This window comes from Pseudomonas sp. 1L-E-NC-VB-C3 (genome assembly GCF_057291535.1).
Genome location: NZ_JBXAWD010000019.1, coordinates 1 through 14,359 on the forward strand (window position 1 = coordinate 1; position 14,359 = coordinate 14,359).

The 14,359-nt window shown below is 60.7% G+C and carries 10 protein-coding genes; 9 read left to right on the forward strand and 1 reads right to left on the reverse strand.

The annotated features are described in order from the left end of the window. Positions 1 to 132 precede the first annotated feature (132 nt). The gene (arcD, locus tag AC0Z5Z_RS24220) at positions 133 to 1,560 is read right to left on the reverse strand and encodes an arginine-ornithine antiporter (protein WP_056787938.1); all 1,428 of its coding nucleotides are present in this window, start codon (positions 1,558 to 1,560) and stop codon (positions 133 to 135) included. 437 nt (positions 1,561 to 1,997) lie between these two features. On the opposite strand from arcD (AC0Z5Z_RS24220), the gene arcD (AC0Z5Z_RS24225) reads away from it, so the two are divergent. From arcD (AC0Z5Z_RS24225) to AC0Z5Z_RS24265, 9 genes are all read left to right on the forward strand, one after another. Next, entirely contained in the window at positions 1,998 to 3,425 is a 1,428-nt protein-coding gene (gene arcD / locus AC0Z5Z_RS24225; RefSeq protein ID WP_016773517.1) for an arginine-ornithine antiporter, read from the forward strand. Between the two features lie 35 nt (positions 3,426 to 3,460). Beyond that, complete coding sequence (gene arcA / locus AC0Z5Z_RS24230) at positions 3,461 to 4,717, forward strand: arginine deiminase (protein WP_016773516.1); 1,257 nt, start codon at positions 3,461 to 3,463, stop codon at positions 4,715 to 4,717. 68 nt (positions 4,718 to 4,785) lie between these two features. Continuing rightward, entirely contained in the window at positions 4,786 to 5,796 is a 1,011-nt protein-coding gene (locus AC0Z5Z_RS24235) for an ornithine carbamoyltransferase (RefSeq protein WP_041479782.1), read from the forward strand. A gap of 191 nt (positions 5,797 to 5,987) precedes the next feature. Then, complete coding sequence (gene arcC, locus AC0Z5Z_RS24240; RefSeq protein ID WP_056787936.1) at positions 5,988 to 6,917, forward strand: carbamate kinase; 930 nt, start codon at positions 5,988 to 5,990, stop codon at positions 6,915 to 6,917. A 62-nt stretch (positions 6,918 to 6,979) separates the two neighbouring features. Further along, complete coding sequence (locus AC0Z5Z_RS24245; RefSeq protein WP_041479784.1) at positions 6,980 to 7,342, forward strand: DUF5064 family protein; 363 nt, start codon at positions 6,980 to 6,982, stop codon at positions 7,340 to 7,342. 246 nt (positions 7,343 to 7,588) lie between these two features. Continuing rightward, positions 7,589 to 9,097 carry a sigma-54-dependent transcriptional regulator gene (locus AC0Z5Z_RS24250; RefSeq protein ID WP_095181474.1) on the forward strand — a complete coding sequence of 503 codons (1,509 nt, stop codon included), beginning with the start codon at positions 7,589 to 7,591 and terminating at the stop codon, positions 9,095 to 9,097. 364 nt (positions 9,098 to 9,461) lie between these two features. Next, positions 9,462 to 9,845: a glycine cleavage system protein GcvH gene (gene gcvH, locus AC0Z5Z_RS24255; RefSeq protein ID WP_039758162.1), complete on the forward strand. Its 384-nt coding sequence runs from the start codon at positions 9,462 to 9,464 to the stop codon at positions 9,843 to 9,845. An 11-nt stretch (positions 9,846 to 9,856) separates the two neighbouring features. Next, entirely contained in the window at positions 9,857 to 12,709 is a 2,853-nt protein-coding gene (gene gcvP, locus AC0Z5Z_RS24260) for an aminomethyl-transferring glycine dehydrogenase (protein ID WP_485611754.1), read from the forward strand. Between the two features lie 206 nt (positions 12,710 to 12,915). Next, entirely contained in the window at positions 12,916 to 14,292 is a 1,377-nt protein-coding gene (locus AC0Z5Z_RS24265) for an L-serine ammonia-lyase (protein ID WP_485611755.1), read from the forward strand. Positions 14,293 to 14,359 lie beyond the last annotated feature (67 nt).

Consider the following 14,359-nt stretch of genomic DNA (forward strand, 5'->3'; position numbering starts at 1 on the left):
TTACGCCGACGTGAAAGATTTTCGTCGAATCCATAATCAACTCGATCGCTCAGGTCGATGTATAGCGCCAGACACCTCGGTCGGTCCCCTCTCCCTCTGGGAGAGGGCTAGGGTGAGGGGCTGCTTTTCAGATCACAACGACAACACCCCGCTATACAACCCATACGCCGCCAGCCCCGCCCCGATCACCACGCAAGCAAAAATCCCCTTTTCCACCGTAGTGAAAACCGGTTGCCCCTGTTCACGCTTGGCCTTGGCAAACAGAATCACCCCCGGCGCATACAGCAGCGCCGACAGCAGCAGATACTTCACCCCACCGGCATACAACAGCCACACCGCGTAAACCAGTGCGATGCCGCCGATCAGCAGATCCTTTGTACGTTCCGCCGAGGCGTGTTCGTAGGTTTCGCCGCGCCCGCTGAGCAGCACCGCGTAGGCCGCCGACCACAAATACGGCACCAGAATCATCGACGAGGCCAGGTAAATCAGACTGGTGTAAGTGCCCGCCGAGAACAATGTGATCAGCAGGAAAATCTGGATCATCACATTGGTCAGCCACAGCGCGTTGACCGGCACGTGGTTCTTGTTTTCCTTCTTCAGGAACGCCGGCATGGTTTTGTCTTTGGCCGTGGCGAAGAGGATTTCCGCGCACAGCAAGGCCCATGACAACAACGCGCCCAACAGCGAAATCGCCAGCCCGACGCTGATCAGCAACGCACCCCACGGCCCGACGATGTGTTCGAGCACCGCTGCCAGTGATGGGTTTTGCAGATTGGCCAGTTCCGGCTGACTCATGATCCCCAGCGACAGCACGTTGACCAGCACCAGCAGCGCCAGCACGCCGATAAAACCGATGACCGTGGCACGGCCGACGTCGCTGCGTTTTTCTGCGCGAGCCGAATAGACGCTGGCGCCTTCGATGCCGATGAACACGAACACGGTGACCAGCATCATGTTGCGCACCTGGTCCATCACCCCGCCGAAGTTCGGGTTGCTGCGGCCCCAGATGTCACGGGTGAAAATGTCAGCCTTGAATGCCACGGCAGCGATGACGATGAACATGATCAGCGGCACGACCTTAGCCACGGTGGTCAGTTGGTTGATCAGCGCCGCCTCCTTGATCCCGCGCATCACCAGAAAGTGCACCGCCCACAACAGCACCGAAGCGCAGCCGATGGCGATCGGCGTGTTGCCCTGACCGAACACCGGGAAGAAATAACCGAGGGTGCTGAACAGCAACACAAAATAGCCGACGTTGCCCAGCCAGGCGCTGATCCAGTAACCCCACGCCGACGAAAAGCCCATGTAGTCGCCGAACCCGGCCTTGGCGTAGGCGTAGACGCCCGAGTCCAGCTCCGGTTTGCGATTGGCCAGGGTCTGAAAGACGAAGGCCAGCGTCAGCATGCCGATCGCGGTGATGCCCCAGCCGATCAGGATCGCCCCGGCATCGGCGCGCGCCGCCATGTTTTGCGGCAACGAGAAAATCCCCCCGCCGATCATCGACCCCACCACCAGCGCGATCAACGCACCAAGGCGCAGCTTTTGCGTCGGTTGCGACATGCAGATCTCCTTGAAAGAGCCGTTGTTGTTTATTTGTAACAACTGCCGACTAAAAGCCTAAGGGTAGATGACGTTTATCAGGTAATGGCCAATTTCGCACCGTTATATATAGCCGACCACGATAACGCTTAGCACGTTAAGTCAGTTTTGTGCGCCAATCTTGATTATTCAATTCTGTACTGAAAACAGATGACGGACATTTGCCAAACGCGGAAAAGCAACTAGCGTCATAGTTCGAAAGCATTAATTGCTATTCCCAATTGCGTAAGCGAAACGGCTCTGGGACGGGCCTTCCAGAGCACAGTGCTATGCCCGCAACGGGTGGATAAGTCATTCATTAACAATGGAATGTGGCCATGCACTGATCCAAGTCAGCTATTCGAACAGACAACGGTACTAGGCTGTGAGCTCTCCTTTCCTGCAATGGAGTCATGCAAATGTCTGAAGCGCCCGGAAAACTAAGACTCGGTGCACTGGTTGCACTGGTAGTCGGTTCAATGATCGGTGGCGGGATATTTTCGTTGCCACAAAACATGGCCGCCAGCGCCGACGTCGGTGCAGTGCTGATCGGCTGGGCCATCACCGCCGTCGGCATGCTCACCCTCGCATTTGTTTTTCAAACCCTCGCCAATCGCAAGCCTGACCTGGACGGCGGGGTCTACGCCTACGCCAAGGCCGGATTCGGCGACTACATGGGTTTCTCATCGGCCTGGGGCTACTGGATCAGCGCCTGGCTGGGCAACGTCGGTTACTTCGTTCTGCTGTTCAGCACCCTCGGCTATTTCTTTCCGATCTTCGGCGAAGGCAATACCCCGGCGGCGGTGATCGGCGCGTCCTTGCTGCTGTGGGGCGTGCATTTTCTGGTGTTGCGCGGGATCAAGGAAGCGGCGTTCATCAACCTGGTGACCACCGTCGCCAAGGTCGTGCCGCTGCTGCTGTTCGTGTTGATCGCAGTCTTCGCGTTCAGACTGGACATCTTCACCGCCGACATCTGGGGCGTGAAAAACCCCGATCTGGGCAGTGTGATGAACCAGGTGCGCAACATGATGCTGGTCACCGTCTGGGTGTTCATCGGTATCGAAGGCGCGAGCATCTTCTCCGCCCGCGCCGAGAAACGCTCGGATGTCGGCAAGGCCACCGTGATCGGCTTCATCACCGTGCTGCTGTTTCTGGTGCTGGTGAACGTGCTGTCGCTGGGCATCATGACCCAGCCGGAACTGGCGAAACTGCAGAACCCGTCGATGGCCGCCGTGCTTGAGCATGTGGTCGGTCACTGGGGGGCGGTGCTGATCAGCGTCGGCTTGATCATCTCGCTGCTCGGTGCGCTGCTGTCGTGGGTGCTGCTGTGTGCGGAGATCATGTTCGCCGCCGCCAAAGACCACACCATGCCGGAGTTTCTGCGCAAGGAAAACGCCAACCATGTGCCGGTCAACGCCCTGTGGCTGACCAACGCGATGGTGCAGGTGTTCCTGATCATCACCCTGTTCTCGGCCAGCACTTACCTGTCGCTGATCTACCTCGCCACCTCGATGATTCTGGTGCCCTACCTGTGGTCGGCGGCCTATGCCCTGCTGCTGGCGGTGCGCGGCGAGAGCTACGAAGGCTTTGCCGCCGAGCGGCGCAAGGATCTGATCATCGGCGGTATCGCCCTGATCTATGCGGTGTGGTTGTTGTACGCCGGCGGGGTCAAGTACCTGCTGCTGTCGGCCCTGCTCTACGCGCCCGGCGCGATCCTGTTCGCCAAGGCCAAGCTGGAACTCAAACAACCGGTTTTCACCAACGTCGAGAAGCTGATTTTCGCCGCAGTGGTCGTGGGTGCCGTGGTGGCGGCCTACGGTCTCTACGATGGCTTCCTGACGCTGTAACCCCTGATTGAATTGTCATCTGGAGGAACACAGAAATGACCACGGAAAAAGTGAAGTACGGCGTCCACTCCGAAGCCGGGAAACTGCGTAAAGTCATGGTTTGCTCCCCAGGTCTGGCCCATCAGCGGCTGACCCCGAACAACTGCGATGAACTGCTGTTCGATGACGTGCTGTGGGTGGCGCAGGCCAAGCGCGATCACTTCGACTTCGTCACCAAGATGCGCGAGCGCGGCATCGACGTGGTGGAAATGCACAACCTGCTGACCGACATCGTTGCCATCCCCGAAGCGCTGGACTGGATTCTTGAGCGCAAAGTCACTGCCGACTCGGTGGGCCTGGGCCTGATCAGCGAAGTGAAATCCTGGCTGAAAAGCCTCGAGCCACGGCACATCGCCGAATTCCTGATTGGCGGCGTGTCGGCCGATGATCTGCCGGACAGCTTCGGTGGCAAGACCATCCAGATGTTCCGCGACTTCCTCGGCCACTCCAGCTTCATCCTGCCGCCGCTGCCCAACACCCAGTTCACCCGCGATACCACCTGCTGGATCTACGGTGGCGTGACGCTGAACCCGATGTACTGGCCGGCGCGCCGTCAGGAAACCCTGCTGACCACCGCCATCTATAAATTCCATCCGCAATTCACCAACGCCGAATTCGAGATCTGGTACGGCGACCCGGACAAGGACCACGGCAACTCCACCCTCGAGGGCGGCGACGTCATGCCGATCGGCAACGGCGTGGTGCTGATCGGCATGGGCGAGCGCTCATCGCGGCAGGCCATCGGCCAACTGGCGCTGAACCTGTTCAACAACAAAGCGGTGGAAAAAGTCATCGTCGCCGGCCTGCCGAAGTCCCGCGCAGCAATGCACCTGGACACCGTGTTCAGCTTCTGCGACCGCGACCTGGTGACGATCTTCCCGGAAGTGGTCAACCAGATCGTCGCCTTCACCCTGCGTCCTGACGAAAGCAAACAGGGTGGCATCGACATCCGCCGCGAAGAAGGCAGCTTCCTCGACACCGTCGCTGCGGCGCTGAACCTGCCGAAACTGCGCGTGGTGGAAACCGGCGGCAACAGCTTCGCCGCCGAACGCGAGCAATGGGACGACGGCAACAACGTGGTGGCAATGGAACCAGGCGTGGTCATCGGCTACGACCGCAACACCTACACCAACACTCTGCTGCGCAAGGCTGGCGTGGAGGTCATCACCATCAGCGCCGGCGAACTCGGCCGAGGCCGTGGCGGCGGCCACTGCATGACCTGCCCGATCATCCGCGACCCGATCGACTACTAATCTTTGAGCCTTCGCCGCGACTTATCGAGCGCGGCCAAGGGGATAACCGAAACCCAAGGAGATCCATCATGGCTTTTAACATTCACAACCGTAACCTGCTCAGCCTGGAACACCACACCCCACGTGAGCTGCGTTACCTGCTCGACCTGTCCCGTGATCTGAAACGCGCGAAATACACCGGCACCGAGCAACAACACCTGAAGGGCAATAACATCGCCCTGATCTTCGAGAAAACTTCGACCCGCACCCGTTGCGCCTTCGAAGTGGCGGCCTATGACCAAGGCGCCAACGTCACTTACATCGACCCGAACTCGTCGCAAATCGGCCACAAGGAAAGCATGAAGGACACCGCCCGCGTGCTCGGGCGCATGTACGACGCCATCGAGTACCGTGGCTTCAAACAGGAAATCGTCGAGGAGCTGGCCAAGTTCGCCGGCGTGCCGGTGTTCAACGGCCTGACCGATGAATATCACCCGACCCAGATGATCGCCGACGTGCTGACCATGCGTGAGCACGCCGACAAGCCGATCCATGAAATCAGCTACGCCTACCTGGGCGACGCGCGCAACAACATGGGCAACTCGCTGCTGCTGATCGGCGCCAAACTGGGCATGGACGTGCGCATCTGCGCGCCAAAAGCACTGTGGCCGCTGGACGATCTGGTGGCGCGCTGCAAAAAATACGGTGAGGAAAGTGGCGCACGCATCACCCTCACCGAAGATCCGAAAGAAGCGGTCAAGGGCGTGGACTTCATTCACACCGATGTCTGGGTATCGATGGGTGAACCGGTGGAAGCCTGGGCCGAGCGCATTCAGCAACTGCTGCCGTATCAGGTCAACGCCGAGCTGATGAAGGCCACCGGCAACCCGCGTACCAAGTTCATGCACTGCCTGCCGGCGTTCCACAACAGCGACACCAAGGTCGGCAAACAGATCGCCGAACAATATCCGCACCTGAAAAACGGTATTGAAGTGACCGACGACGTGTTCGAGTCGCCGGCCTGCATCGCCTTCGAGCAAGCGGAAAACCGCATGCACACGATCAAGGCGATTCTGGTCTCGACCCTGGCTGATCTCTGACGCCACAGCGCTCCCACTGAAGGAACCGGAAACCCAATGTGGGAGCGAGCCTGCTCGCGAAAGCGGTGGGTCATTCAACAGCGATGTCGACTGATCTGACGCGTTCGCGAGCAGGCTCGCTCCCACAGGGATATCGGTTCCAGCAGGGAGATCGAATCGTTTGTCATTCCTCTGCTTAGAAGGATTGCACCATGCGTATCGTCGTAGCCCTGGGCGGTAACGCCCTGCTCCGCCGTGGTGAGCCGATGACCGCTGACAACCAGCGCGCCAACATCCGCATCGCCACCGAGCAAATCGCCAAGATCCATCCCGGCAACCAACTGGTCATCGCCCACGGCAATGGCCCGCAAGTCGGCCTGCTGTCGCTGCAAGCGGCGGCCTACACCTCTGTCACCCCATACCCGCTGGACGTGCTCGGTGCCGAAACCGAAGGCATGATCGGCTACATCATCGAACAGGAACTGGGCAACCTGCTCGACTTCGAAGTGCCGTTCGCCACCCTGCTGACCCAGGTTGAAGTCGATGCCAACGACCCGGCTTTCAAGAAGCCGAGCAAGCCGATCGGCCCGGTCTACGAGAAAGCCGAAGCGGAAAAACTCGCCGCCGAGAAAGGCTGGGCAATTGCCCCGGATGGCGACAAATTCCGCCGCGTCGTAGCCAGTCCACGGCCGAAGCGCATCTTCGAAATCCGCCCGATCAAGTGGCTGCTGGACAAGGGCAGCATCGTCATTTGCGCTGGTGGCGGCGGCATTCCGACCATGTATGACGAAAACCGTAACCTCAAGGGTATCGAGGCGGTGATCGACAAGGACCTGTGCTCGTCGTTGCTCGCCGAGCAACTGGAAGCCGATCTGCTGGTGATCGCCACTGACGTCAACGCAGCGTTCATCGATTACGGCAAGCCGACGCAGAAAGCCATCGCCGAAGCCCACCCGGACGAACTCGAACGCCTTGGTTTCGCCGCCGGTTCCATGGGACCGAAGGTGCAGGCAGCCTGCGAATTCGCGCGCCATACTGGCAAGGTCGCGGTGATCGGTTCGCTGGCCGATATCGAAGCCATCGTCCAGGGCACCGCCGGTACGCGGGTCAGCACGGCGAAGCCGGGGATCAGCTACCGATAACAATAAACGCCGGGGCAGGCTCAAGACCTGCTCCGCTTCCATGCCTTGAAAGGAGTAGCTCAATGGCCCAGTTCGAACCCGGTCATCTGCACATCGAGCGGCACGCGTTGACCGACGATGACGTCAATTACAACGTGCATCTGGACTATGAAGTGTTCACCGATCCGCAGAAAGGCAAGGGGATTCAGTTCACCCTGCACGGCAGCATGCAGGGCAAGGACATGAAGGAGGCGTTTTTCCTGCCCAAGGAAGAGGCCTACAACTTCGCCCGCGATGTCACGCGGATCGCCGAGAAGTACGGCATACCCAAGACCCACAGCCAGATCGGCTCGGTGCACAAGCATTACGATCTGATGTTTGAAGACATTCGGCAGAAGTTGAATATGCAGTCGGGGGATCCGGTGAACCTCGAGCATTTCGAATAAAAATCAAAAGCCCCTCACCCTAGCCCTCTCCCGGAGGGAGAGGGAACCGATTGGGGGATGCTGCAGCATTGCGTCGACCTGATCCTGCATCACTGAATCCATAATCGCCCGGTACTTTCAGGTCGATGCATAACCCCAGACACCTCGGTCGGCTCCCTCTCCCTCCGGGAGAGGGCTGGGGTGAGGGGGCTTTTGATTTAAGGCATACTTGCCCCCCTCCGCTCTGCAGATCACTGAACCGCCCCCATGCGTATCCACGTCAGCTTCATCGACCGCGTCGGCATCACCCAGGAAGTCCTGGCTATCCTCGGTGGGCGCAATCTCAATCTGGATGCGGTGGAGATGATCCCGCCGAACGTCTACATCGACGCGCCGACCCTCAGCCCGCAAGTGCTCGAAGAACTGAAAGATGCGCTGTTTCGCGTGCTCGGCGTGGAAGCGGTGACCGTGGTCGATATCCTCCCCGGCCAGCGCCGGCACTTGCAGCTAGATGCCCTGCTCGCGGCGATGACCGACCCGGTGCTGGCCCTCGACAGCGCCGGCAAGGTGCTGTTGGCCAACCCGGCGTTGATTGCCCTGTACGGTCGCGAACCGGCCGGTGAAAGTGTCTCGGCGCTGTTCAACGATCCGGGCCTGCTCGATACCCTGCTGGAAAACGGCTTTCGCCTGCCGCTGCGCGAGATCACCGTCAACGGCCAGACCCTGCTGCTCGACGCCACGCCGATCACCGACGCCGGCGCCCTGCTGACCCTGTATCAACCGAACCGCATCGGCGAACAACTCTCGGCACTGCACCACGATCACGCCGAAGGCTTCGACGCGCTGCTCGGCGAGTCTCCGGCGATCCGCACACTCAAGGCCCGCGCGCAACGCGTCGCCGCCCTTGATGCACCGTTGTTGATTCAAGGCGAAACCGGTACCGGTAAAGAACTCGTCGCCCGCGCTTGCCATGCCATCAGTGCGCGGCACAGCGCTCCGTTTCTCGCCCTCAACTGCGCGGCGCTGCCGGAAAACCTCGCCGAGAGCGAACTGTTCGGCTATGCCCCCGGCGCCTTCACTGGTGCGGCGCGTGGCGGTAAACCGGGGCTGATGGAACTGGCCAACCAGGGCACGGTGTTTCTCGATGAGATCGGCGAGATGTCGCCGTACTTGCAGGCCAAACTGCTGCGCTTTCTCAACGATGGCAGCTTTCGTCGGGTGGGCGGTGATCGTGAAGTGAAGGTCAATGTGCGCATCCTCAGCGCGACCCACCGCGATCTGGAAAAAATGGTCAGCGAAGGCTTGTTCCGCGAAGACCTGTTCTATCGCCTCAATGTGCTAAACGTCGAAGTGCCGCCGCTGCGTGAACGCGGTCAGGACATCCTGCTGCTGGCGCGCTACTTCATGCAGCAGGCCTGTGCGCAGATCCAACGCCCGGTCTGTCGTCTGGCGCCGGGGACTTATCCGGCGCTGCTCGGCAATCGCTGGCCGGGCAACGTGCGGCAACTGCAGAACGTGATTTTCCGCGCGGCAGCGATTTGCGAGAGCAGCCTGGTCGATATCGGCGACCTCGACATCGCCGGCACCTCCGTCGCGCGCCAGACCGACACTGAGGTGGAAAGTCTCGAACAAGCGGTCGAATCGTTCGAAAGGGCGCTGCTGGAAAAGCTTTACGTCAGCTATCCCTCGACCCGGCAACTGGCGAGCCGCTTGCAAACCTCGCACACCGCCATCGCCCATCGCCTGCGCAAATACGGCATTCCCAATAAACCCTGACTCACCACGCATCCCTATTGCAGGCTCGCTCCCACAAGGTTTTATGGCGGATTCAAAATCCGTTCAAAAACGACCTCTATCTGTACCGAAAGCGCTACAGCGGAACGATATCGCTACACCCGCCTGTGACCAGCGCTGCGCAACGCTTTGATCCGATTAAGCTTTTCTCCTCGCCCCAAGCTGTAGCGATTTCGCTACAGGCGCAACCTGCCGACACCCACCTAAAAAATCCAAGCCATTGATTTATATAGATAAATCAACCTTGGCCGCATTCTTGCTACCTGCCTCCTCATCTATAAAGGGCTTCCCCGCCCCAAGCTTTCCACCGCGTCCACCAGACGAGTCTGGCCCCTGAGGAGTTTCCATGAGCGAGTTGCGTTTTACTGAAGATCACGAATGGCTGCGCACCGAAGCCGACGGCAGTGTCACTGTCGGCATCACCGCATTCGCGCAGAACGCCTTGGGCGACGTGGTGTTCGTGCAACTGCCTGAGCTGCAGGCTTACGAAAAAGGCGCTGAAGCCGCCACCGTGGAATCGGTGAAAGCCGCCAGCGGCGTGTACATGCCGCTCGATGGCGACGTGCTGGAAGTCAACCCGGCGCTGCAAGACGCTCCTGAGCTGGTCAACGAAGATCCGCTGGGCGAAGGCTGGTTCTTCCGCTTCCAGCCAAGCGACGCCGCCGCTGTCGGCAAACTGCTCGATCAGGACGCCTATGACCGCCTGATCAAAGCCCAAGCCGAAGCCTGAGGAATTACGCCATGACCGCCATCAATCTCGGCACCGCCAACGAATTCATCGCCCGTCACATCGGCCCGCGCGCCGGTGACGAGCAAGCCATGCTCAACAGCCTCGGCTTCGATTCCCTCGAAGCGCTGAGCGCCAGCGTCATCCCGGAAAGCATCAAGGGCACCAGCGTGCTCGGCATGGACGACGGCCTCAGCGAGGCCGACGCCCTGGCGATGATCAAATCCATCGCCGGCAAGAATCAGCTGTTCAAGACCTACATCGGCCAGGGCTACTACAACTGCCACACGCCGTCGCCGATCCTGCGCAACCTGCTGGAAAATCCGGCCTGGTACACCGCTTACACCCCATACCAGCCAGAAATTTCCCAGGGCCGTCTCGAAGCGCTGCTGAACTTCCAGACCATGATCAGCGACCTCACCGGCCTGCCGATCGCCAACGCCTCGCTGCTCGACGAAGCCACCGCCGCTGCCGAAGCCATGACCTTCTGCAAACGCCTGAGCAAGAACAAGGGCAGCCACCAGTTCTTCGCCTCGATCCACAGCCATCCACAGACCCTCGACGTGCTGCGCACCCGTGCCGAGCCGCTCGGTATTGACGTGGTCGTGGGCGATGAGCGCGAACTGACTGACGTCACGCCGTTCTTCGGCGCGCTGCTGCAATACCCGGCGAGCAACGGTGATGTGTTCGACTACCGCGAACTGACCGAGCGCTTCCACGCCGCCAACGCTCTGGTGGCCGTGGCCGCTGACCTGCTCGCCCTGACCCTGCTCACCGCACCGGGCGAATTCGGTGCCGACGTCGCCATCGGTTCGGCGCAACGCTTCGGCGTGCCGCTGGGCTTCGGTGGCCCGCACGCCGCTTACTTCTCCACCAAAGATGCGTTCAAGCGCGACATGCCCGGCCGTCTGGTCGGTGTCTCGGTTGACCGTTTCGGCAAGCCGGCCCTGCGTCTGGCGATGCAGACCCGCGAGCAGCACATCCGCCGTGAAAAGGCCACCTCGAACATCTGTACCGCCCAAGTGCTGCTGGCCAACATCGCCAGCATGTACGCCGTCTACCACGGCCCGAAAGGCCTGACGCAGATCGCCAACCGCGTGCATCACCTGACCGCGATTCTGGCCAAGGGCCTGACCGCGCTGGGCGCTCAAGTCGAACAAGCCAGTTTCTTCGACACCCTGACCATCGCCACCGGCGCGCACACCGCCGCGCTGCACGACAAGGCGCATGCTGAGCAGATCAATTTGCGCGTGATCGACGCCGAACGTCTGGGCCTGTCGGTCGACGAAACCACCACTCAGGCTGATATCGAAACCCTGTGGGGCCTGTTCGCCGACGGCAAGACCCTGCCGGACTTCGCTGCGCTGGCCGCCTCGGTGCAGAGCACCATCCCTGCTGCGCTGGTGCGCCAGTCGCCGATCCTCAGCCACCCGGTGTTCAACCGTTACCACTCGGAAACCGAGCTGATGCGCTACCTGCGCAAACTGGCGGACAAAGACCTGGCGCTGGATCGCACGATGATCCCGCTGGGCTCGTGCACCATGAAACTCAACGCCGCCAGTGAAATGATCCCGGTGACCTGGGCCGAATTCGGTGCACTGCACCCGTTCGCCCCGGCCGCACAAAGCGCCGGTTACCAGCAACTGACCGATGAGCTGGAAGCGATGCTCTGCGCCGCCACCGGTTACGACTCGATCTCGCTGCAACCGAACGCTGGTTCGCAAGGCGAATACGCAGGTCTCCTGGCGATCCGCGCCTACCACCAGAGCCGTGGCGATGAGCGCCGCGACATCTGCCTGATCCCGTCGTCGGCCCACGGCACCAACCCGGCCACCGCGCAAATGGCTGGTATGCGTGTGGTCGTCACCGCGTGCGATGCCCGTGGCAACGTCGACATTGAAGACCTGCGCGCCAAAGCCATCGAGCACCGCGAACACCTCGCCGCGCTGATGATCACCTACCCGTCGACCCACGGCGTGTTCGAAGAAGGCATTCGCGAGATCTGCGCGATCATTCACGACAACGGCGGCCAGGTGTACATCGACGGCGCCAACATGAACGCCATGGTCGGCCTCTGCGCACCGGGCAAGTTCGGCGGCGACGTTTCGCACCTGAACCTGCACAAAACCTTCTGCATCCCGCACGGCGGTGGCGGCCCGGGCGTCGGTCCGATCGGCGTCAAATCGCACCTGACCCCGTTCCTGCCGGGCCACGGCCAGATGGAACGCAAGGAAGGCGCGGTCTGCGCGGCACCGTTCGGCAGCGCGAGCATTCTGCCGATTACCTGGATGTACATCCGCATGATGGGTGGTGCCGGTCTGAAGCGCGCTTCGCAACTGGCGATCCTCAACGCCAACTACATTTCCCGTCGCCTCGAAGAGCATTACCCAGTGCTGTACACCGGCAGCAACGGCCTGGTGGCGCACGAGTGCATCCTCGATCTGCGTCCGCTCAAAGACAGCAGCGGCATCAGCGTCGATGACGTCGCCAAGCGCCTGATCGACTTCGGCTTCCATGCGCCGACCATGTCGTTCCCGGTCGCCGGCACATTGATGATCGAGCCGACCGAAAGCGAATCCAAGGAAGAACTGGACCGCTTCTGCGACGCCATGATCCGCATCCGCGAGGAAATCCGCGCAGTGGAAAACGGCACCCTGGACAAGGAAGACAACCCACTGAAAAACGCCCCGCACACCGCAGCGGAACTGGTCGGCGAATGGACCCACCCGTACAGCCGCGAGCAAGCCGTTTATCCGGTCGCGTCGCTGATCGAAGGCAAATACTGGCCGCCGGTCGGCCGTGTCGACAACGTCTTCGGCGATCGCAACCTGGTCTGTGCCTGCCCGTCGATCGAAAGCTACGCTTAATGGAATGAGGGGCTGAATATCGGCCCCGATTTCAGCAATACCCTAGATCCCCCTGTGGGAGCGAGCCTGCTCGCGAAGGCGCCATTTCAGTCAACGTAAATGGTGGCTGATCCGACGCTTTCGCGAGCAGGCTCGCTCCCACAAGGGATCTGCACCGATCTCAAAAACTGCGCCAATCCCCATAACAAGAAACCGGAGAACCACTCATGTCGTTAAGCGTGTTCGACCTGTTCAAGATTGGCATCGGTCCCTCCAGTTCCCACACCGTCGGCCCGATGCGCGCTGCTGCGCGCTTTGCCGAGGGTCTACGCCGTGAAAACCTGCTGACCAGCACCGCCAGCGTGCGTGTCGAGCTGTACGGTTCGCTCGGTGCTACCGGCAAAGGTCACGGCAGCGATAAAGCCGTGCTGCTCGGCCTTGAAGGCGAGCACCCGGACACAGTCGACACCGAAACCGTCGCCGCGCGCCTGCAGGAAATTCGCGGCAACGGCCGCTTGAACCTGCTCGGCGAACACTGCATTGCGTTCAACGAGAAAGAACATCTGGCAATGATCCGCAAACCGTTGGCCTATCACCCCAACGGCATGATCTTTCGCGCCTTCGATGCGGCGGGGATTCAGATCCGCAGTCGCGAGTACTACTCGGTTGGCGGTGGTTTTGTTGTCGATGAAGATGCAGCCGGTGCCGATCGCATCGTCGAAGACGCCACGCCACTGACCTTCCCCTTCAAAAGCGCCAAGGATTTGCTTGGCCATTGCGCTACGTACGGGCTGTCGATCAGCCAGGTGATGCTCACCAATGAAAGCGCCTGGCGCCCGGAAGCCGAAACCCGTGCCGGCCTGCTGAAAATCTGGCAAGTGATGCAGGACTGCGTCGCTGCTGGCTGTCGTAACGAAGGTATCTTGCCGGGCGGTTTGAAGGTCAAACGCCGGGCGGCGGTGCTGCATCGGCAATTGTGCAAGAACCCGGAATCGGCCCTGCGCGATCCGCTGTCGGTGCTCGACTGGGTCAATCTTTATGCACTGGCGGTCAACGAAGAAAACGCCAACGGCGGACGCGTGGTCACTGCGCCCACCAATGGCGCGGCGGGGATCATTCCGGCGGTGCTGCATTACTACATGCGTTTTATCCCCGGGGCGAATGACGACGGTGTCGTGCGATTTCTGCTGACCGCTGCCGCAATCGGCATTCTTTACAAGGAAAACGCTTCGATCTCCGGCGCCGAAGTCGGTTGTCAGGGTGAGGTCGGTGTGGCCTGTTCAATGGCGGCCGGCGCTCTGTGCGAAGTGCTCGGCGGCAGCGTGCAACAAGTCGAAAACGCCGCGGAAATCGGCATGGAACACAACCTCGGCCTGACCTGCGACCCGATCGGCGGCCTGGTACAAGTCCCGTGCATCGAGCGCAATGCGATGGGTTCGGTGAAAGCCATCAATGCCGTGCGCATGGCCATGCGTGGCGACGGCCAGCATTTCGTCTCCCTCGACAAAGTCATTCGCACCATGCGCCAGACCGGCGCCGACATGAAAAGCAAATACAAGGAAACCGCCCGCGGCGGCCTGGCGGTCAACATTATCGAATGCTGATTACGAACTCAGCCAAACGTAACTAGCTCCCTCTCCCTCCGGGAGAGGGCTGGGGTGAGGGGCTCTT

Coding starts and splice junctions, on each gene's coding strand:
- arcD (WP_056787938.1), bottom strand. CDS start 1,560: ATGTCGCAACCGACGCAAAAGCTGCGCCTTGGTGCGTTGATCGCGCTG.
- arcD (WP_016773517.1), top strand. CDS start 1,998: ATGTCTGAAGCGCCCGGAAAACTAAGACTCGGTGCACTGGTTGCACTG.
- arcA (WP_016773516.1), top strand. CDS start 3,461: ATGACCACGGAAAAAGTGAAGTACGGCGTCCACTCCGAAGCCGGGAAA.
- AC0Z5Z_RS24235 (WP_041479782.1), top strand. CDS start 4,786: ATGGCTTTTAACATTCACAACCGTAACCTGCTCAGCCTGGAACACCAC.
- arcC (WP_056787936.1), top strand. CDS start 5,988: ATGCGTATCGTCGTAGCCCTGGGCGGTAACGCCCTGCTCCGCCGTGGT.
- AC0Z5Z_RS24245 (WP_041479784.1), top strand. CDS start 6,980: ATGGCCCAGTTCGAACCCGGTCATCTGCACATCGAGCGGCACGCGTTG.
- AC0Z5Z_RS24250 (WP_095181474.1), top strand. CDS start 7,589: ATGCGTATCCACGTCAGCTTCATCGACCGCGTCGGCATCACCCAGGAA.
- gcvH (WP_039758162.1), top strand. CDS start 9,462: ATGAGCGAGTTGCGTTTTACTGAAGATCACGAATGGCTGCGCACCGAA.
- gcvP (WP_485611754.1), top strand. CDS start 9,857: ATGACCGCCATCAATCTCGGCACCGCCAACGAATTCATCGCCCGTCAC.
- AC0Z5Z_RS24265 (WP_485611755.1), top strand. CDS start 12,916: ATGTCGTTAAGCGTGTTCGACCTGTTCAAGATTGGCATCGGTCCCTCC.